Raw genomic sequence first — 17,674 nt, 5'->3', positions numbered from 1 at the left:
GTGGTGCGCCGATTGACTTGTTCGGCGCACCATCGTCACTGCCGGTGGGCACGACACATCGAACCGCAGGTAGCCGAGGTTGCCATCCGCGTGGGCGTGCTGAACCGCAAAACAGAAACAAACGCAGGCCGCATGACCGCGCCGGCCCGCGTTCGCCACTCCTTCTCCGCTTACACGCGCCGCAGCGGCCGGAACCCGGCACGCACTTCACGCGCAAACAGTTCCGGCTCCTCCCATGCCGCGAAATGCCCGCCCTTGTCGACTTCGTTGAAGTAGATCAGGTTGTGATAACTGCGCTCGGCCCAGCTGCGCGGCGCCTGGTAGATCTCGCCCGGAAACACCGTGATCGCCGCCGGTAGCGAAATGTCCACCGCGTTGAAGTTGTTCGAGTGATCCTCCCAGTAGATCTGCGCGGCGGACGTCGCTGTGTTCGTCAGCCAGTACAACGAAATGTCGTCGAGAATCTCGTCGCGCGGAATCGAGCGTTCGGGCACGCCGCCGCTGTACGTCCATTGCGAAATCTTGTCGTACATCCACGCAGCCTGCCCCGACGGTGAATCAGCCAGCGCATAGCCGACCGTCTGCGGGCGCGTGACCATCATCGCCGAGTAGCCGCAGTTGTCGCGATAGAACGTCGCGAGCTTCTCGTACGCGGCCTTCTCCTTCGGCGACAGCGAAGCCGGCGCGGGCGCATCGGTCGCGAGCAGCGTCGCGATATCCGGCGGCACCGTCGCCGGCATGTTCACGTGAATCCCGGCGAGGCCCTGCACGCGCTGCATCGCCATCCGGTGCGAGATCACCGAGCCGCAATCGCCGCCCTGCGACACGAAGCGCGTATAGCCAAGCCGCGCCATCAGCTCGCCCCATGCGCGCGCGATGTGGTCGGAACCCCAGCCGGTCTGCGTCGGACGGCCCGAGAAGCCGAAGCCCGGCAACGACGGCACGACGACGTGAAACGCATCGTCGGCGCTCGCGCCATGCGCGGTCGGATCGGTCAGCGGGCCGATCGCCTTCAGCAACTCGAAGATCGAGCCCGGCCAGCCGTGCGTCATGATCATCGGCATCGCGTTCTCGTGCCGCGAGCGCACGTGAATGAAATGAATGTCGAGCCCGTCGATTTCCGTGATGAACATCGGGAAGCCGTTCAGGCGCGCCTCGCCCTTGCGCCAGTCGTAGTCGGTGCCCCAATAACGCAGCAACGCCTGCATGCGGGCGAGGCGCACGCCTTGCGATTCGTCGGCGACGGTCTCGCGACCCGGCCAGCGCGTCGCGGCGATGCGGCGGCGCAGGTCGGCCACGGCGTCATCGGGTATGTGCGCGGTGAACGGGCGTATGCCGGTCGCGCCGGTCGCCGCATGCAGCGCGGTGGGCAGCATCGCCGAGACCCCGGCGGCCACGGAGGTGGCTAGCAGGTGGCGACGCATCGGGGAAAACGGTGTGGAAGACATCGTTCGGCATCTCCTTTCGTGAAGTGGAAAGTGAACATGCCGCGCGCGGGAAACGCGCCTTCGCTTTCAATCCGGCGCGCCCGCGTCACGCGGCGTCGCCCATTTGAAAGGTCTGATGTATCCGGTATTTGTCTGATTTGTACGCGTTTGTAGCGGCTGGGAGGCGAGCGGGCGGGCCTCTGCAGCCGCCCGCCCGCCGCTCAGAGCGCCTTGACGATCGCGCCGTCGACGCGAATGTTCTGGCCGGTGATGTAGCCCGCGCCGTCCGACAGCAGGAACGCGACCGTCTTCGCGATCTCGCTGGTCTTGCCGAAGCGGCCGGCCGGAATGCGCGCGACGATCTCCGGCGTTTCCGGCCAGCTGTCGATGAAACCCGGCAGCACCGCGTTCATCCGGATGTTCTCGGCCGCATAGCGTTCCGCGTAAAGCCGCGTCCACGCGCTCAGCGCCGCGCGCAGCGCCGACGAAACCGGCATCGGCTGCTCGGGCGCATCCGCCGCGAAACTCGAGATGTTGACCACCGCGCCGCCGCCCTGCTGCTGGAAGATCGGCGTCACGCGGCGCATCACGCGCACCACGTTCAGCAGGATCAGGTCGAGCCCCGCGTGCCAGTTGTCGTCGGTGATCGCCAGCAGCTCGCCCTTCGGCGGGTGCCCGGTATTGTTCACGACCGCATCGATGCGACCGTAGCGCGCCACCGTTTCCTGCACGAGCCGGTCGATGTCGGCTTCTTCCGTCACCGAGCCCTGGATGCCGAACCCGCCCAGTTCCTCGCCCAGCGCCACCGCGCTGCCCGACGGCGACATCAGCGCGACGCGATAGCCCGTCGCCGCCAGTTCGCGCGCGATCGCCGCGCCCATGCCCTTGCCTGCCGCCGTGATCAACGCTACTTTTTCTACAGTCACGATGTGCTCCTCGTTCGAATCCTGCCGCCGCGCAGCCGCCGTTCGGCCCGCCATGGTGGTAATGTAGGCGCATCCATCACGACTGTCGAACCAGTATTTCTGCCTCCAGCCGATAGTTTTTCTACAGCCTGACGATGCCGCCTCGCCCCTCCCGCCTGCCGCCGCTGAATGCGCTTCGTGCATTCGAAGTGTCCGCGCGGCACCTCAATTTCCGCGCCGCCGCCGACGAGATCGGCGTCACGCAGGGCGCCGTCGCGCAGCAGGTGCGCCACCTCGAAGACGTGCTCGGCCTGAAGCTGTTCGAACGCCTGCCGCGCGGCCTCGCGCTGACGCACGACGGCGCCGCGTATTTCTCCGACGTGCAGCGCGCGCTGCATGCGATCGCCGACGCGACCGACAAGCTCGTGAAGCGGCGCGCCGCGCTGACGATCAGCACGACGCCGTCGTTCGCGTCGAAATGGCTGATCCCGCGGCTCGCGCAGTTCACCGACGCGCATCCCGACTACGACGTGCGCGTGATCGCCGACCCGCAGATCGCGACGTTCCGCCACGACGGCGTGGATCTCGCGATCCGCTACGGCAAGCCGCCGTTCGGCAAGCATCTCGCCACGCATGCGCTGTTCCCGCTCGACGTGTGTGCCGTGTGCAGCCCTGCGCTGCTGGCCGCGCCCGCGTCGCCGCGCGCGCTCGCGGGCCACGTGCTGCTGCATGACGCGCACGACCTGTGGCCCGAGTTCCTCGCCGCGATGCCCGAGCCCGTCGACCTCGATCCGCACAAGGGGTTGCGCTTCAACCAGACGTCGCTCGCGATCGATGCGGCCGTCGCCGGCCAGGGCATCGCGCTCGCCACCGATCCGCTGGTCGAGCGCGACATCGCCGCGGGCCGGCTGTGCAAGCCGTTCGATTTCGCGTTTCCGCTGTCGGTGGGGTTCTATCTCGTGTATCCGGCCGAGCGGCGCGACGACGATGCGATCGTCGTGATGCGCGAATGGATGGCCGCGCAGGTGATGTCGGACAGGCGCCCTTGAGCGGGCGTCGGCCGCGTCAGGGCGCGACCCAGCGGCCTTCGTAGCCGCTTTCATGCAGGTCGAACACCGCGCGGCAATGGCCGGCGCGCGCGAGTTCGAGCCAGTCGATACGCGTCACGGTCACGTGGAGCAGGCAGAAGTTGTCGTAGCCGTCATCGGTCGATGCGGCACCCTGGCTCGCCGGGACATGCGCGGCTTCCGGCGACTCGACCGGCGTACCCGGCGGCAACGGTGCGCGATACAGCAGCAGCGTATGCGGACGGCTCGCTTGCCAGATCGCGCGCCGTTGCGCTTCGTCGTCGCAGATCGATGCCGCACCTTCCACGCGAATCTGCACGAGCGCATCGAGATCGCTGGCGACGAGCGCGATGCGCGGATCGCGGCGCAGCTCCGCGACCTTCTCCGAACGAGCATCGGTATGAAACGACAGCATGCGATCGGCGCGGCTCACCTGACGCAACACGATCGTGCGCACCTTCGGCGCGCCGTCGATGCCGAGCGTCGCGGCCTGCAGCATCGTGAACGGCGAGCGTTGCGCGCTCACGCCGGATTCGAGGCACGACCACAGGCGCTCGTAGGTTTGCGCGAGTGATTCGGAAGTGGCGTCAGGCATGACGAAGCGGCGATCGGGCGGGTGGCGATCGCGCCAGCTTAACCGTTTGCTGCGGCGAGGGCACGCGGGTGGCGCGCCGACCGTCGCCGCGCGGCTCAGTTGTGGCCGAGTACGACCGGTGCCGCGTCGCCGAGGTCGGCCGCCGGCTCCGCGCCGAAGCGGCCGAGCACGTCGGCCACATACTGCGGCCCGGCGCTGATCTGCGACGACCGGTGTGCGACCGGCCGGTTATCGCCCGCGCCCGGCGCGATGCTCATCGATACGGTGTCGTTGACGGTGATGTTCACGTTGATGTCCCCTCACGCGGCCAGCGCCGCACCATACGCGCGCACGAGGCGCGCCACGCCTTCCCGGATCGCGTCGACGTCCGGCGCGGCGAACGACAGGCGCAGCGAGGCCGCGTCGACGTTGTCCGCGAAGAACGCCTTGCCCGGCACGAACACGACCTTGTTCGCGATCGCCTGTTGCAGCAGCACGTCCGACGACACCGCGCCGATCCGCGCCCACACGAACATCCCGCCTTCGGGACGATGGAATTCGATCGCATCGCCCAGGCCGTCGCGCAGCGCGTCGCACATCGCGTCGCATTTGCGCTGGTACGCGGCCGTGATGCGCGGCAGATGACGTTCGAGCGCACCGTCGGCCAGATACTCGGCGGCGGCCGCCTGGGTCCACGGCGTGCTGCACAGATCGACCGTCTGCTTCGCGATCACGCAGCGCCGCGCGATCTCGGCCGGCGCGATCGTCCAGCCCACGCGCAGCCCCGGCGCGACGATCTTCGACAGGCTCGCGAAATGCACGATCCAGTCGCGCGCGCCATCCACTTCGTCGGCGAGAGCGAGCATCGACGGCACGGCTTCGCCCGCGAAACGCAGGTCGCCGTATGGATCGTCCTCGACGATCAGGAAACGGTATTGCACCGCGAGACGCAGCAGCTTCAGCCGGCGCTCGCGCGTGAGCGTCGCGCCCGTCGGGTTCGCGAAGGTCGGGACCGTGTAGAGCAGCTTCGGCTGCGCGATCGCGCCGGACGCGAGCTGTTCGCCGAGACGATCGACATCGAGGCCCGCGCCGTCGACCGGAATCGTCACGATGCGCGCCTGCTGCAGACGCATCGCCTGCAGCGTCGCCGGGTAAGCCGGTTGCTCGGTCAGCACGACGTCGCCGGGCGACACCATCACGCGCAGCAGCAGGTCGAGGCCCTGCTGCGAACCGGTCGTGACGAGCAGCTCGGCCGCCGTGCACGTCACGCCGCGCCGCCCCATCAGCGCGATCAATTGCTGCTTCAGTTCGGCGAGGCCGTCGGTCGGGCCGTATTGCAAGCAGCGCACGGGCTGCGCGTACGCGCGCTCGGCGGCCGCGTTCAGGCCGTCGACGTCGAACAGGTCGCTGGCCGGATAGCCGCCCGCGAAGGAAATCATGCCTGGTTCGGACAGGTACTTGAACAGTTCGCGGATCGGCGAGCCGGCGGGATTCTGGAATGAGGGAGTGAACGCGTACATGTCGTCGTGGGCTGGATGGCGCGGACGGCCGGGATAGCCGCCCGATACCGGCCACCGCGGCGCTTCTGGCGCCACGGCGGTGAAATCGAGCCACGATTGTCGATAGTCATTAAGGCCGCGGCAAACGATATCTATGCACTAGGTCTTGCGGTTTGGTCATCACATGGGGGAGGTGGCGCGCCCGCCGATGGGGAGGGTGATGCGTGGTTTGGGGTGCACGCCGTCGCGCGGCATTCAATTCGGGCGATTGTTTCGACAACGTGCCGCCTCACGTTACTTGCAGCCGTTCGTCGGGTTTGCCGACGACGAACGCTTGGTCCGTACCCGCTCCGGCCGCATCACGCACTGCGTGTCGATATGTGAACGCGCGGGGCGACCACAGCCGCCCCGCCAACATCAATCAATCGGCCACGTTCCGGTTGGCCTCGATCACCGTCAACGCAGCCATGTTCACGATCCGCCGCACGGTCGCGCTAGACGTCAGAATGTTCACCGGCGCATTCACACCGAGCAGGAACGGCCCCACCGCCACATTGCTGCCCGCTTCAGTCTTCAGCAGGTTGTACGCGATGTTACCGGCGTCGACGTTCGGGCAAACCAGCAGGTTGGCAGCGCCCTTCAGCGGCGACATCGGCAGCAACTTCGCCCGCAGCCCTTCATCCAGCGCGCAGTCGCCATGCATCTCGCCGTCCGCCTCGATATCCGGCGCCTGCTCCCGGACGATCTCCAGCGCCCGGCGCATCTTCACGCCCGACGCCGCGCTCCCCGACCCGAAGTTCGACCGCGACAGCAACGCCGCTTTCGGCGTCAGGTTCAGCCATTCCATCTGGCGCGCCGCGGCGATCGTGAATTCCGCGATCTGCTCCGCGTCGGGATTGTCGTTGACGTGCGTATCCACCAGCGCGACCGTCCGCTGGTCGAGCAACAGGATGTTCATCGCCGCATAGGTCGACGCCCCCGGCTTCTTGCCGATCACCTCGTCGACGAACCGCAGATGGTTGTGATACTCGCCCACCGTCCCGCAGATCATCCCGTCCGCATCGCCGAGCCGCACCATCATCGCGCCGATCAGCGTCAGGCGGCGGCGCATCTCGACTCGTGCCATCTCCTTCGAGATGCCGTCCCGGCAGCGCAGCTCCCAGTACTTCGTCCAGTACTGCGGGAAGCGCTCGTCATATTCCGGATTGGTTACTTCGACATCCTGACCGAGCCGGATCCGCAGGCCGAACCGCTCGATGCGCGCCAGCAGCACCTCGGGACGCCCGACCAGGATCGGCCGCGCGAGCTTCTCGTCGACGATCACCTGCACCGCGCGCAGCACGCGCTCGTCCTCGCCTTCGGTAAAGACGATCCGCGCCTTGCCGCCGTCGCGCACCAGCCGGCGCGCCGTCGCGAACAGCGGCTTCATGAATGCACCGGAGTGGTAGACGAATTGCTGCAGTTGCTCGACGTACGCGTCGAGATCGGTCAGCGGTCGCTTCGCCACGCCGCCGTCCATCGCCGCCTTGGCCACGGCCGGCGCGATACGGACGATCAGGCGCGGGTCGAACGGCTTCGGAATCAGGTATTGCGCGCCGAACGCCACGTCGTACGCACCGTAGGCCGCCGCGACGACTTCGTTCTGCTCCTCCTCGGCCAGCCCCGCGATCGCGTGAACCGCGGCGATCTCCATTTCGCGGGTGATCGTCGTCGCGCCGACGTCGAGCGCGCCACGGAAGATGTACGGGAAGCAGAGGACGTTGTTGACCTGGTTCGGGTAATCCGAGCGGCCCGTCGCGATCACGACGTCGTCGCGCGTCGCGTGCGCCAGTTCCGGGAAGATTTCCGGCGTGGGGTTGGCCAGCGCGAGAATCAGCGGGCGCGGCGCCATCGCCTTCAGCATGTCGGCGGTCAGGATGCCGCCGACCGACAGGCCCAGGAACACGTCCGCGCCGCCGATCACGTCGGCCAGCTTGCGCGCATCGGTTTCCTGCGCGAAGCGCGACTTCGCCGGGTCCATCAGCGCGGTGCGGCCGCGATAGACGACGCCCTCGATGTCGGTCACCCAGACGTTTTCGACCGGCAGCCCGAGGTCGACCAGCAGGTCCAGGCAGGCGAGCGCCGCGGCGCCGGCTCCCGACGTCACGACCTTCACCTCCTTGATGGACTTCCCGACCACCTTCAACCCGTTGATGAACGCGGCGGAGACGGTGATGGCGGTGCCGTGCTGGTCGTCGTGGAAGACGGGGATCTTCATGCGGTCACGCAGCTTCTGCTCGACCGTGAAGCACTCGGGCGCCTTGATGTCCTCGAGGTTGATGCCGCCGAAGGTCGGCTCGAGGCCGGCGATGATGTCGACCAGCTTGTCCGGATCGGTTTCGTTGATCTCGATGTCGAAGACATCGATCCCCGCGAACTTCTTGAACAGCACCGCCTTGCCTTCCATCACCGGCTTCGACGCGAGCGGGCCGATGTTGCCCAGGCCGAGCACGGCCGTGCCGTTCGTGATCACGCCCACCAGGTTGCCGCGGCTCGTGAACCGGTGCGCCTGCAGCGGATCGGCGGCGATGGCCTCGCACACGCCCGCCACGCCCGGCGTGTACGCCAGCGCGAGATCGCGCTGCGTCACGAGCGGCTTGCTGGCGACGACCGAGATCTTTCCCGGGGTCGGAAATTCGTGATAGTCGAACGCTGCCTGCTGCTGTGTCTCAGTCTGTTTCATGTTTTTCGATCCGGGCACGGGCGCCAGGCCAGTCCCGGCGCGATCCATGAAGGGGATTCTAGGGATCTGCCATAAGGTGTTGATTCTGTTTTAATATCGGTCCATCACTTTTTCATGATGGATACGTGACCAGTCAATGAATTTTGACGCAAACGACGTGGTCAGGCGGCTGGGCGCCCGCTTGAAGATGCGGCACCTGGTGCTGTTGCTGCAGATCCAGCAGCACGGGTCGCTGACGCGCGTCGCGGAGCACATGGCCAGCAGCCAGCCCGCCGTGACCAACGCGCTGTCCGAGCTGGAGAGCATGTTCGGCACGCCGCTGTTCGAGCGCTCGTCGCGCGGCATGCGGCCCACCGCGCTCGGCGCGGTCGTGCTCGAGCGGGCGAAGGCGATGATCAAGGATCTCGACCACCTCGCCCGCGAGATGGAGGCCGTCGCCGCCGGGCATGCGGCCCACCTGCACATCGGCGTGATTCCGTTCATTTCCGGGCAGATGCTGTCGGCGGCGCTCAAGCGGCTGCAGGCGCGCATGGAGCGGCGCCTGACCGTGACGATTCATGAAGGCACCAGCGATCAGTTGCTGCTGCAGCTCAGGGATCACAGCGTCGACATCGTGATCGGGCGGGCGTCGTCGGCGATCGACCTGGGGCAGGTCTCCTTCGAAGTGCTGTACCAGCAGCAGCCGCGCATGATCGCGAGCCGGCGGCTTGCCGCGAAACTGGCCCGCACCGCGCTCGACTGGCACAAGCTGCATGCGCTCGACTGGATTCTCGGCGCGCCGCATACGCCGATGCGGGAACAGGTCACCGACCTGTTCCTGTCGGCCGGCATCGCGCCGCCCGTCCCGATCGTCGAGAGTTACTCGTCCAAGCTGATCGGCGAGATGATCGCGTCGAGCGACGAGGCCGTGTCGATCGTGCCGGCCGATATCGCGGAAGAACTGGTGCGGATCGCCGGGGTGGCGATCGTGCCGTACTCGCTGGTGTGGACGCTTCCGCCCATCGCGCTGTTTACCCGCGCCGCCGATTCGCGTTCGCCGGCGCGGGATCTGCTCGTCGACGCGCTGCGCCAGGTGTGCAGGGAGACTTACGGGGACGCGCAGCGGTAGGGTTTCGCGTGCCACGCCTGCGTTGAACGGCCCGCCGGCCCCGCCGAAACCCGTCGTGCGTCGCGACGGCTTCCCGGCGCGCCACCGGCCCCGGGCTACTTGCCGGCCGCGAGGCGCCGCAGGATTTCCGCATGCTCGGCGGTCAGCACATGATCCGAGCCCTCGCCTCGGTCATAGCGTTTCGTCGTCCGGTAGGAAAACCGCTTCTTGTACTGGTTGGTAGCGGGATCGAACACCCACGCATCGACGTCGAACAGGTGCGCTTCGAAATGACTCTCGTCCTTGCCCCACACATAATCGGCGCGAACGAACACCGGATAGGGCGACACTTCCGGCACCTTCCACATCGCGCGGTCGGCCAGCTCCGTCTGCGTGACTTCCGGCATCAGGTTCTCGATCTTGCCGTTCGCGCCATAACGCAGGATCGCCACGCGCTCCAGCATCCCGCTGCCGCCGCCCGAGAACATCCCCGAGAAGAACACCCACGAGCCGCCCGACGCGATCGGCAGCCGCTCGGACCTTGGCGTCAGTCCGAACTGGTAAAGCTCCTTCGGCGAATTGGGAAGCGGCGCGGGCGGCATCTGGAAGCACGGCGCACGGTCGGGAAGCACGCAAAGTTTCACGCCGGACAGCGGGAGACCGTCGGTATCCGTCCGGCCCTCCGCCTGGGTGAAACGCGGGAAGGCGAGTTCGCCGGATGCGGCTTGAACGCCGGTGACGCCAAAGACGGAAAGGCCCAGGATCACCCCAAGCGTTTTACGAAACCCGCGCATGCACCTGCCCTCTTCTCTCATGTTTTGATTGGCGCGCATTGTCGATGATCCGGCCGTGTCTGTCGATTGAACGCGCTTGACGTGGCGTCAGGGACAAGGGAGCGCTATTCAGCTGCCTTCTCGTACAGTGCCCAGACGATCCCGTCTGATTTCGACCCGACGCGAATGAAGCCCAGCGACTCGTAGTAAGCGCAGAGCGTCACGTTCTCCACGGCGCAATCGAGCCGAACGAAACGCCGGTTCGAGCTGCTCACCATGCGCCCGCACCAGTCCAGCATGAAGCTGCCGAGCCCTTGCCCGTTGAAACCTTCCCGCACGCACAGCCCGTGCACATAGCCGGCGATCGGTTCCTGCGGCCCCCAGTGCGTGTCCTCGTCGAAGGCGAGCGAGAACGTTCCGGCCAACGCGCCGCCTTGTTCGACGACATACACGTCTTTCCGGGAGACGTTGTTGCGGACCCACGCCTCGGAAAATCCATCGCCTTGCTTGCCCCACACATGATCGCCATACGTGAGCTTCTTCGCGTGTGCGTCATTCCGGACCACGGTGAGAATCGGTACGTCCTCTTCCGTTGCCCGGCGGATGCTTCTCGAGGTCATTGCTCGTTTCTCCGTTGCAGCGAGCCTGCAATTTCATATCGACTGTCTCGGCCAACCTTGACCGAATATTCACGCTCAATCAGCGCTCTTTCCGCCACTCGTTGACGCTCCGGGTACCGAGACCCGGCGCCTGCTGCTGACTGGTCGCACTCCGACGCGTACAGCGTTCCGACGCCGGCAACGTTTTGCACGCCATGCGCCAGCGTGATTTTCCTGAACGCTAACCCAGGGACAAGTAAATGCCGGTGCCAGCATCAACGACGAACAATAGCGCAATGACGAGGCAGACACCTTGCCAGACACCGCGCAGTCGAGTTGCCCCGACATACAATCCTGCCACGCCGACACAAAGCGTCACGGGCCAGTATTCCATGCCAGTTCCAAGCACAACGAGATAAAAAGGAAAATCAATGGTGATGTCGCTCATCCCGGAATGCTCGGTTGCGTGCGTGGCAAATGCGTTCGCTCATGGTTTGAATGACATCGACCAGTCGCCGGAAGCTCACCCCTGCGCCTGATGGCACACCACCTCGATATTGTGCCCATCCGGCCCGATGACGAACGCCGCGTAGTAATTCGCGTGATAGTGCGGCCGCAGCCCCGGCGCGCCATGGTCCTTCCCGCCGGCCGCCAGCGCCGCGCGATGGAACGCGTCGACTTGCTGCCGGTTGTCGGCCACGAACGCGATGTGGAGATGCGCCGGTTTCTCCGACGTCTGGAACAGGCACAACGAAGGCTTGCCCGGCGGAGAGATCTCGATGCCGTACGACGGCTCGCCCTCGCCCTGCACCACGACGCCTAGCGGCTCGAGTGCGCTCAGGAAAAACGCCTTGCTCGCTGCAAAGTCGGTCACGCCGAATTTGACATGGTCAAACATGACTCCCCCTCGGATAGATGGGTCTGCCGGCACCCGGATGGAACGTCGAAATCACCGCGATGTTGCCACACGTCGCCGTCGCTGGCATCCCCTGCGCGACCGAACAAGAAAAGTCCGACACAGTCGGGCCGACGAGCGGGATGCTCACCCCTCATCGAGCGGTCACGGCGTGCGACACAACGTCATCGTAATGTTGGCGACACCCGGCGATCGCGCACGACGCTGTGACCGATCGTCGATCGACAGGCATGTCTGGAAGGATTCCGAAAGAAAAGGCTACTGCGAAACAGGCGCATCGGGTGACCCGCCCGCCGGCATGGTCGGCAAGAGAATGGCCGGGCCCATCGACCTTCATCGCTCGCTCTCTCGTATGTGCGGAATTGCCAGGTCATTTGATCCCGGCAAATCGGACAGACGATACGGGAATATCGGATCCCGTGAATCCCGGAACGAAGCAGCGAATCGGTGACGGGATCTCGCTGCCGGTTCGCTGTACCGCACGCTCGATACGTCGCACTGAACTTCCGGTCTCGCCGGTTTCAGCGGCATGCTTCCGCGATCTTGGAAGTTCGATTCCGTGCTGCTATCGTTGTGCACCTTTTGACGATTTCGGAGCGGCCGAGACATGCCCTTGATCTTGCGTCGCGCGATTGCTGCGGATGCCGCAGAGGTGGCTGACGTCTATCTACGGTCGCGCAACACGCTGGCATCCTATGCGCCGCTCGCACACTCTGAAGCCGCTGTCCGCGATTGGGTGGCCAACCTGCTAGTTCCGTCCGGCAACGTTACCGTTGCCGTGAACGACAACCGCATCGTCGGCATGGCCGCGCACGTTGTCACTGACGGCGTGGTGTGGCTTGACCAGTTGTATGTGTGCCCCGAATTCAAGCGACAAGGAATGGGTTCTTCCCTCCTGGAATCGGTGAAGTCGCAGACGGTTGGCAGGCTCCAGCTCTACACGTTCCAGATGAATCACGATGCTGCTGCGTTTTATGAACGGCACGGGTTCGTTGCGATTGCATACAGCGACGGAAGCAGGAACGAGGAAGGGTGTCCTGACGTCTTGTACTGCTTGACCCGGTAGCGCACGAAGCGCCCGTCTGCCCTGCACAGACAAGCGTTTCCCCAAGGGTCATCGGCATGGCCCTTGGAGCATGCGCATCGACGTAGCGGCCCACACACCGCCACCCTCATGCTCAGCGAGTGCTCAGCTTGATTGCCCGTCGTCGGCGACGCGGGCAAGCCACGCCGAGAAGCTCCCCGCAACGCGCTCGCGTCGCGCGTCATCGTGCCAGACCCGAATCACTTGTCCCGAGAAACCGTCTTCCGTGGGATCGAGGTCGAGACACAGATGATTGCCGCTACCGTCATGCGTGAATGGAATCCACTTCAGGTTGTACCAGTCGTCCCCGATGCCTGGATCCGGTTCCGATTCCACACCGTCGAAATCGCCTCCGTCGACGAGACCTTTCCAGATACGCCATTGCGCGAGGATCTCGTGCGAGCTCAGCAGCGCATCACTTCCGGAAAATTCATCCCCCGCATCGGCCTGGCCATCGTGAATGCGCAGGCTGTCGACGAATGCGTCAGGCAGGCGCGTTCCCAGCGCAGTCTGCAAGGCCGCGATCTCGTCGTCGGACGCCGGCCCGTTGAGGCCACCCGGCAGACGTGACGCATCGGCGGCGAAGGCTGCTTCGAGCCGTTGCCATGTTTCGCGAAGATCGATGCTGCGTGCGTCGTCGATCTCGCGGGTCGTCGCGTGGGCGTCGACCACCGGCGATGGTGAGGCTGCCTCGGCGGATGTTTCCGCCACGGGGCGCGGCGGTTCACTGGCGAGGTCGCGGTCGAGACGCAGGAACAGCACGGACGAACCGGCTGCCATGGGACATTCCGCAGCGGGGATCGCGACGAGCACATCGGCACGAACGACGCCGCCGATCATCCCGTCGCCTTCGGACGGCAACAGGCGGACGACCAGGTTTCCGTCGACGCCACGATACAGATTGCCCCATCGCATCGCGTTCAGTTGACCATCGCGCTCGACGCCGGGGTCGACGATGCCGGACTCCCAATGAGGCCCCGGTGTTGCCGCGTGCTCGAGCGAATCGAGCACACGCGGCATGATCGCGTGCATCAGCATCGCCACGGCACCCGTGTGGCCCGACAGGTTGATCAGGGTGGCCTGATCGTAGCTGGTCAGGACCGTCATCCCGCTTTGCGTACCATCCGGACGCGTGAACGGCAGCATGGTTTTCTTCGGCGGCGAGCGATTGTCGCTGCGTCCGAAGTTGAAGCGGTCGGCCGGTGTTTGCTTGATGTCAACCGTCGTTTCGTCGTAGGCGTACACCTGCTGCGTATTCAGCCCCAGATCCAGAAATGGCCGCACGGCAGGCAGCCCGGCTCCCACGATCAGGTCGTAACGCTGCGCGAGCTCGGCCAGTTTCTTCTTGAACGCGTATTCGTTCTGTTGCACCTCGAGCGGCGGCCGTGCCATGTCCGGCGGCTCGATGTACTCGACCGAAGCCACCTCGTATCCCCAGCGCTGCAGTACCGCACGGATATAGGGCCCACTCGTGTCGGGGCGCCGCCAACCCTCACGTGCGGCGCGGGGCGCGCACGGCTCATACCCGACGATCACCACGCCGATGCGCGGCCGTTTCGTCACCTCGATGTCGCGTATGCCTGCGGCCGTCAGCGCGATCTGCCGTTCGGCCGTTATCCGGCTGCCCTTGGGCAGGAGCAGGCTGCCTTGCCGACATTCGCTGCCCGGTGCGATCACATGTTGGCCGGCGGATCGCGGCGCGTGCAACAGCAGAAAAGATCGAGCGCCACGGTACGAAACCTCGAGGTCGCTTTTCGGGACGACGGTGTCGGCATGTTCCGGCAGCGGGAAATACGGTGGGACATCGACCGCGCACTGTGCGCCGATTGCACGAGCCGCCGGACTGCCGGCCGGCGAGGCCAGCGCGCGCCGGCTGAACTGGAATTCGAGCTCGACCGGTGCATCGTGCGCCGCATGCGCGGTATCGGATGCGCGTAAAGCATAGCCTTCGACCGCCGCGAGCGGAACGGGCGGAACATTCTCGGGGGCGAAAACGTCCGCCGCCGTCACGCGCGTCAGCGCATCCTCGACCGGAATCGTCTCGGATTGCATCGCGCCCGGCACGGCGCGTCGGCAGAGCTTGTAGGGCTGGTCGAGCCAGAAGGGGAAGTGCTCGTGATCGTTCATGGTGATGGGTGTTGTCATGCCGTGGTTCGAAGGATGCGTGCGAACCACGGCAAAAATGCGGTTTTCGTCGCCTGCGGCTCAACGTTTTGCGGCAGGCTGCGAAGAACCGACGTCGACATAAAACGCCTCCTGGTCGATCACGCGCTGGTTCAAATAGAAACTTCCGAGGAAAGCGCCCGCGCGCCGATTATCGCTCGCATCGATACGCTTGACCGATACTTCCGGTTCTCGTGATGCGCCTTGCTCCGTCGACGCAAACGGATACTCGTCGCAATCGCAATCGCTCGGCGTTTCGTCCGGATCACCGGTGAATGTGCACTGGCCAGTGACCGGGCCGAATTTCTCGATGCATTGCGCCTTGGAATCGCTCCGGTTGGCCCGCCGCCATGCTGCGTCGCGCGTGCGTGTCAGCGGCCTGGCTTCAAAGGCCGGAAAGATCGTGCCGTCGCCCTTCGGTACGAACTTGCCGGGACGCCCGGCGGCTTGCGCCTCGCGTATATGGATTGCGGATTCGTTGACGTCGGGATTCGTGTCGACGATGGTACGCAGGACGGCCGGTGCGTCCGCGTAGATGCACCCTTGCGAGTTGCTCTTGACGAGCGCGATGTCGCATCGAATGTTGGGAATATAGCCGACGCCCGCGTAGGGATTCATGCTTGCGCCGTTCTCGAACGAGTCTCCCGATTTCGCCACCCGGTACTCGAGCGTCGGACTGAACCTGAGCGGATTACCGGATCCCATGTTGGGCGTGATCATCACCGATAGCTCGTTGGACAGCCCGCCAAGGGCGAGCGGCACGCCGGCATTGGGCGCAACCGTACAATCCGCGCCGCATTCGACGATCGGCTTGATCATCAGGCCGGGCGGATTGCCGGACAGGACGCGCGTGCGGAAGCGAAACGTCACCGGCCATGCGAGCTGGTTCGACGGATTGTCGGAATACGCATAGGCATCAATCGCCACCCGGCCGATTTCATTGTTCTGGCCGTCTGTCGCGACATAGACGAGCGGTTCGGTTTTCTGGCAATAACTGGTCCGGCTCAACAGCGAATCCTTGCTCGTTTCGGTCCGGACGGTCGTGCAGACGGGCGAAACGTCCGTCGCACTTTCCGCATGGGCAGGCATCGCCGTCGCAAGCACGATCGCACCGGCAAACAGCCGGCCAAACAGCATTCGATACATCGCTTCCCCTCCTGAAAATTCATCAATCGAAATGATTTACTTTGTCTCGGCTCAATTTGAATCTCGATCCGATTGAAATAAAACTGTTAAATTTGTCAGGAAGATGTAAATGATATTAACGAGACCACCTCACGATCGTTTCTTTTCCATAAATAATCCAATCCAATTCACCGGCCATTGAATCCTTTGTCGATCAAGGCACCTCACGACGCGGTTCGCCACGAGGCTGGGCATGGGCGACCCTTCGAGACCACTCCGCAAGGTGATTCCAGATCAATCGACTCCGGTTTACCGAGTGGACAAATCACTTTGAAACTATCGCATCAACAATTTCATCCGCAGCATTCAATTTAAAAACGCACCCAGATATATTTCATTTTCCTTGCAATGACTGGCGAATGATGTAGGCTTGCTGGCGGCGTCATGAACTTCTTGCAAACCCTCTTCGCGGTGCATTTGACCATGCGCAATTTATTAAGTCGTCCTGCCTCGAACTCGATTCAATACTCCATTGGAATCCTGCTGATTGCAGCCAGCCTTGCCGAAATCGCGCAGGCGGCGCCAATCGAGACGTCGTTGCAACGCTCGATCGGGCAGGCGCTCCAATCCCGATCGGGTGGGACGTTGAAGCTGCCGGCCCGGTCGGACGACAGCCTGGTCGAGGCAATCAAAACCGACGACGTTTTCGGATGGGTATTTGGCACTGCGACACAAATCCTGCGCGACGACGAATCCGGCGATCCCGTCACGAAGCTGTTCATTGCGCGCAACATGAATGGCCGATGGATCTCGGGTGTGGAGGGCAGCAGCGAGTTTGGAGCATTGCTCGATGCGGCGCCACCCACGCTGCTCGCGGCCGACGAGCGGAAAAATCTGGCGTCGAGACGCGCATCGCTTGCACCACGGTCGGCTGCATTGCCGCAACCGGGCCTTGCGTTGCCGTGGGAACCGAATGCCGGGTGGTACTGGACGGGCGGTGCACACGGCTGGTCCGGACAAAGCAGGCCGTATAACTCCCTCGATTTCTCGGGCGGCAACGGCCGCGTGCTGGCGGCGCGAGACGGCTATCTTTACAAGAGCTGCGAGCGCGACGGCAGCGCCATCGTGAAGGTGGTTCACGACAATGGCTATGCGACGACTTATTACCACATGGTCCAGCTGACGTCGCTGAACAGCGGTACGCGTGTTCGCCAGGGGGAGTATCTCGGCAGCGTCGGAAACGGCCTGCCGTGCGGCGGACAGACGACGGGGCCGCATGTTCACCTTTCATTGAGCAAGGATGGCAATGACGTGTCCGTCAATGGCATGACGATCGGCGGCTGGCAATTCTTCGAAGGCACTTCGCCGTATTCCGGATACGCGGTTCGCAATCAGCGGCGCGTCTCCCCGCAGGCATGGCTGGTCAACTACGGGAGCGCGGATTCCGGCGATCCGTCCACGCCCGTCAGCGCGCGTGTACAGGCACCGGGTACGGCGAATCTGCGCAGCGCGCCTTCATTGTCGGCGCCGGTCGTCGGTTCGCTCGAGAATGGGCGCATCGTGCAGCTCGCGTGCCACCAGTACGGCGACTCCGTGAACGGCAACTGGGGCGCTACACGGCTTTGGTATCGCCTCGACTCGAATCAATGGATCTCCGACGGATTCGTCTACACGGGCAGCAACGACCCGGTGGTGCCGGAATGCGTGAATTAGCGCGGGCGCACCGCGACAGG

16 protein-coding genes are annotated in these 17,674 nt (G+C 64.6%); 4 read left to right on the top strand and 12 right to left on the bottom strand.

Features of this window, described 5'->3' with window-relative positions; genetic code table 11:
• Window positions 1–170 precede the first annotated feature (170 nt).
• Together LGM89_RS06590 and LGM89_RS06585 are read right to left on the bottom strand one after the other, a co-directional pair.
• The gene (locus LGM89_RS06590; protein ID WP_089497727.1) at window positions 171–1,448 is read right to left on the bottom strand and encodes an epoxide hydrolase family protein; all 1,278 of its coding nucleotides are present in this window, start codon (window positions 1,446–1,448) and stop codon (window positions 171–173) included.
• A 200-nt stretch (window positions 1,449–1,648) separates the two neighbouring features.
• The gene (locus LGM89_RS06585) at window positions 1,649–2,353 is read right to left on the bottom strand and encodes an SDR family oxidoreductase (protein ID WP_089498189.1); all 705 of its coding nucleotides are present in this window, start codon (window positions 2,351–2,353) and stop codon (window positions 1,649–1,651) included.
• A 134-nt stretch (window positions 2,354–2,487) separates the two neighbouring features.
• Here LGM89_RS06585 and gcvA point away from each other — a divergent pair, with 134 nt between their 5' ends.
• A complete protein-coding gene (gene gcvA / locus LGM89_RS06580; RefSeq protein WP_089497730.1) occupies window positions 2,488–3,381 on the top strand; it encodes a transcriptional regulator GcvA in 894 nt (297 codons plus the stop codon).
• Between the two features lie 16 nt (window positions 3,382–3,397).
• Here gcvA and LGM89_RS06575 read toward each other — a convergent pair whose 3' ends face one another.
• From LGM89_RS06575 to LGM89_RS06560, 4 genes are all read right to left on the bottom strand, one after another.
• A complete protein-coding gene (locus LGM89_RS06575; RefSeq protein WP_089497731.1) occupies window positions 3,398–3,994 on the bottom strand; it encodes a pyridoxamine 5'-phosphate oxidase family protein in 597 nt (198 codons plus the stop codon).
• Window positions 3,995–4,089: 95 nt separating this feature from the next.
• The gene (locus LGM89_RS06570) at window positions 4,090–4,281 is read right to left on the bottom strand and encodes a hypothetical protein (RefSeq protein WP_226272639.1); all 192 of its coding nucleotides are present in this window, start codon (window positions 4,279–4,281) and stop codon (window positions 4,090–4,092) included.
• Window positions 4,282–4,293: 12 nt separating this feature from the next.
• On the bottom strand, window positions 4,294–5,493 hold the full coding sequence (locus tag LGM89_RS06565) for a PLP-dependent aminotransferase family protein (RefSeq protein WP_089443293.1): 1,200 nt from the start codon (window positions 5,491–5,493) through the stop codon (window positions 4,294–4,296).
• Between the two features lie 400 nt (window positions 5,494–5,893).
• Complete coding sequence (locus LGM89_RS06560) at window positions 5,894–8,194, bottom strand: NADP-dependent malic enzyme (RefSeq protein ID WP_226272638.1); 2,301 nt, start codon at window positions 8,192–8,194, stop codon at window positions 5,894–5,896.
• 136 nt (window positions 8,195–8,330) lie between these two features.
• On the opposite strand from LGM89_RS06560, the gene LGM89_RS06555 reads away from it, so the two are divergent.
• On the top strand, window positions 8,331–9,302 hold the full coding sequence (locus LGM89_RS06555) for a LysR substrate-binding domain-containing protein (protein ID WP_089497732.1): 972 nt from the start codon (window positions 8,331–8,333) through the stop codon (window positions 9,300–9,302).
• Window positions 9,303–9,397: 95 nt separating this feature from the next.
• Here the strand turns inward: LGM89_RS06555 and LGM89_RS06550 are convergent, their stop codons facing one another.
• The 4 genes from LGM89_RS06550 to LGM89_RS06535 form a co-directional block, all read right to left on the bottom strand.
• A complete protein-coding gene (locus tag LGM89_RS06550; RefSeq protein ID WP_226272637.1) occupies window positions 9,398–9,913 on the bottom strand; it encodes a hypothetical protein in 516 nt (171 codons plus the stop codon).
• 266 nt (window positions 9,914–10,179) lie between these two features.
• Window positions 10,180–10,674 carry a GNAT family N-acetyltransferase gene (locus LGM89_RS06545; RefSeq protein ID WP_226272636.1) on the bottom strand — a complete coding sequence of 165 codons (495 nt, stop codon included), beginning with the start codon at window positions 10,672–10,674 and terminating at the stop codon, window positions 10,180–10,182.
• 220 nt (window positions 10,675–10,894) lie between these two features.
• A complete protein-coding gene (locus tag LGM89_RS06540; protein WP_226272635.1) occupies window positions 10,895–11,101 on the bottom strand; it encodes a hypothetical protein in 207 nt (68 codons plus the stop codon).
• 75 nt (window positions 11,102–11,176) lie between these two features.
• Complete coding sequence (locus LGM89_RS06535; RefSeq protein WP_226272634.1) at window positions 11,177–11,551, bottom strand: VOC family protein; 375 nt, start codon at window positions 11,549–11,551, stop codon at window positions 11,177–11,179.
• Window positions 11,552–12,176: 625 nt separating this feature from the next.
• Here LGM89_RS06535 and LGM89_RS06530 point away from each other — a divergent pair.
• Window positions 12,177–12,635 carry a GNAT family N-acetyltransferase gene (locus LGM89_RS06530; protein ID WP_089457579.1) on the top strand — a complete coding sequence of 153 codons (459 nt, stop codon included), beginning with the start codon at window positions 12,177–12,179 and terminating at the stop codon, window positions 12,633–12,635.
• 123 nt (window positions 12,636–12,758) lie between these two features.
• On the opposite strand, the gene LGM89_RS06525 is transcribed toward LGM89_RS06530, so the two are convergent.
• Window positions 12,759–14,798 carry an SMI1/KNR4 family protein gene (locus tag LGM89_RS06525; RefSeq protein ID WP_226272633.1) on the bottom strand — a complete coding sequence of 680 codons (2,040 nt, stop codon included), beginning with the start codon at window positions 14,796–14,798 and terminating at the stop codon, window positions 12,759–12,761.
• Between the two features lie 60 nt (window positions 14,799–14,858).
• The gene (locus LGM89_RS06520; RefSeq protein WP_226272632.1) at window positions 14,859–15,962 is read right to left on the bottom strand and encodes a NucA/NucB deoxyribonuclease domain-containing protein; all 1,104 of its coding nucleotides are present in this window, start codon (window positions 15,960–15,962) and stop codon (window positions 14,859–14,861) included.
• Window positions 15,963–16,424: 462 nt separating this feature from the next.
• On the opposite strand from LGM89_RS06520, the gene LGM89_RS06515 reads away from it, so the two are divergent.
• Window positions 16,425–17,654, top strand: a complete 1,230-nt coding sequence (locus tag LGM89_RS06515; protein ID WP_226273006.1) for a peptidoglycan DD-metalloendopeptidase family protein — start codon at window positions 16,425–16,427, stop codon at window positions 17,652–17,654.
• The last annotated feature ends 20 nt before the right edge of the window (window positions 17,655–17,674 follow it).

Source organism: Burkholderia sp. AU31624 (assembly GCF_020420065.1).
GTDB lineage: Bacteria > Pseudomonadota > Gammaproteobacteria > Burkholderiales > Burkholderiaceae > Burkholderia.
Note: the sequence above shows the minus strand (reverse complement) of the source record. Positions and strands in the feature narration are given on the sequence as shown.

Excerpts from the sequence above, each read along its gene's own strand:
- LGM89_RS06590 (WP_089497727.1), bottom strand. The coding sequence starts at position 1,448 with ATGTCTTCCACACCGTTTTCCCCGATGCGTCGCCACCTGCTAGCCACC.
- gcvA (WP_089497730.1), top strand. The coding sequence starts at position 2,488 with ATGCCGCCTCGCCCCTCCCGCCTGCCGCCGCTGAATGCGCTTCGTGCA.
- LGM89_RS06575 (WP_089497731.1), bottom strand. The coding sequence starts at position 3,994 with ATGCCTGACGCCACTTCCGAATCACTCGCGCAAACCTACGAGCGCCTG.
- LGM89_RS06565 (WP_089443293.1), bottom strand. The coding sequence starts at position 5,493 with ATGTACGCGTTCACTCCCTCATTCCAGAATCCCGCCGGCTCGCCGATC.
- LGM89_RS06560 (WP_226272638.1), bottom strand. The coding sequence starts at position 8,194 with ATGAAACAGACTGAGACACAGCAGCAGGCAGCGTTCGACTATCACGAA.
- LGM89_RS06555 (WP_089497732.1), top strand. The coding sequence starts at position 8,331 with ATGAATTTTGACGCAAACGACGTGGTCAGGCGGCTGGGCGCCCGCTTG.
- LGM89_RS06545 (WP_226272636.1), bottom strand. The coding sequence starts at position 10,674 with ATGACCTCGAGAAGCATCCGCCGGGCAACGGAAGAGGACGTACCGATT.
- LGM89_RS06540 (WP_226272635.1), bottom strand. The coding sequence starts at position 11,101 with ATGAGCGACATCACCATTGATTTTCCTTTTTATCTCGTTGTGCTTGGA.
- LGM89_RS06535 (WP_226272634.1), bottom strand. The coding sequence starts at position 11,551 with ATGTTTGACCATGTCAAATTCGGCGTGACCGACTTTGCAGCGAGCAAG.
- LGM89_RS06530 (WP_089457579.1), top strand. The coding sequence starts at position 12,177 with ATGCCCTTGATCTTGCGTCGCGCGATTGCTGCGGATGCCGCAGAGGTG.
- LGM89_RS06525 (WP_226272633.1), bottom strand. The coding sequence starts at position 14,798 with ATGACAACACCCATCACCATGAACGATCACGAGCACTTCCCCTTCTGG.
- LGM89_RS06520 (WP_226272632.1), bottom strand. The coding sequence starts at position 15,962 with ATGTATCGAATGCTGTTTGGCCGGCTGTTTGCCGGTGCGATCGTGCTT.
- LGM89_RS06515 (WP_226273006.1), top strand. The coding sequence starts at position 16,425 with ATGCGCAATTTATTAAGTCGTCCTGCCTCGAACTCGATTCAATACTCC.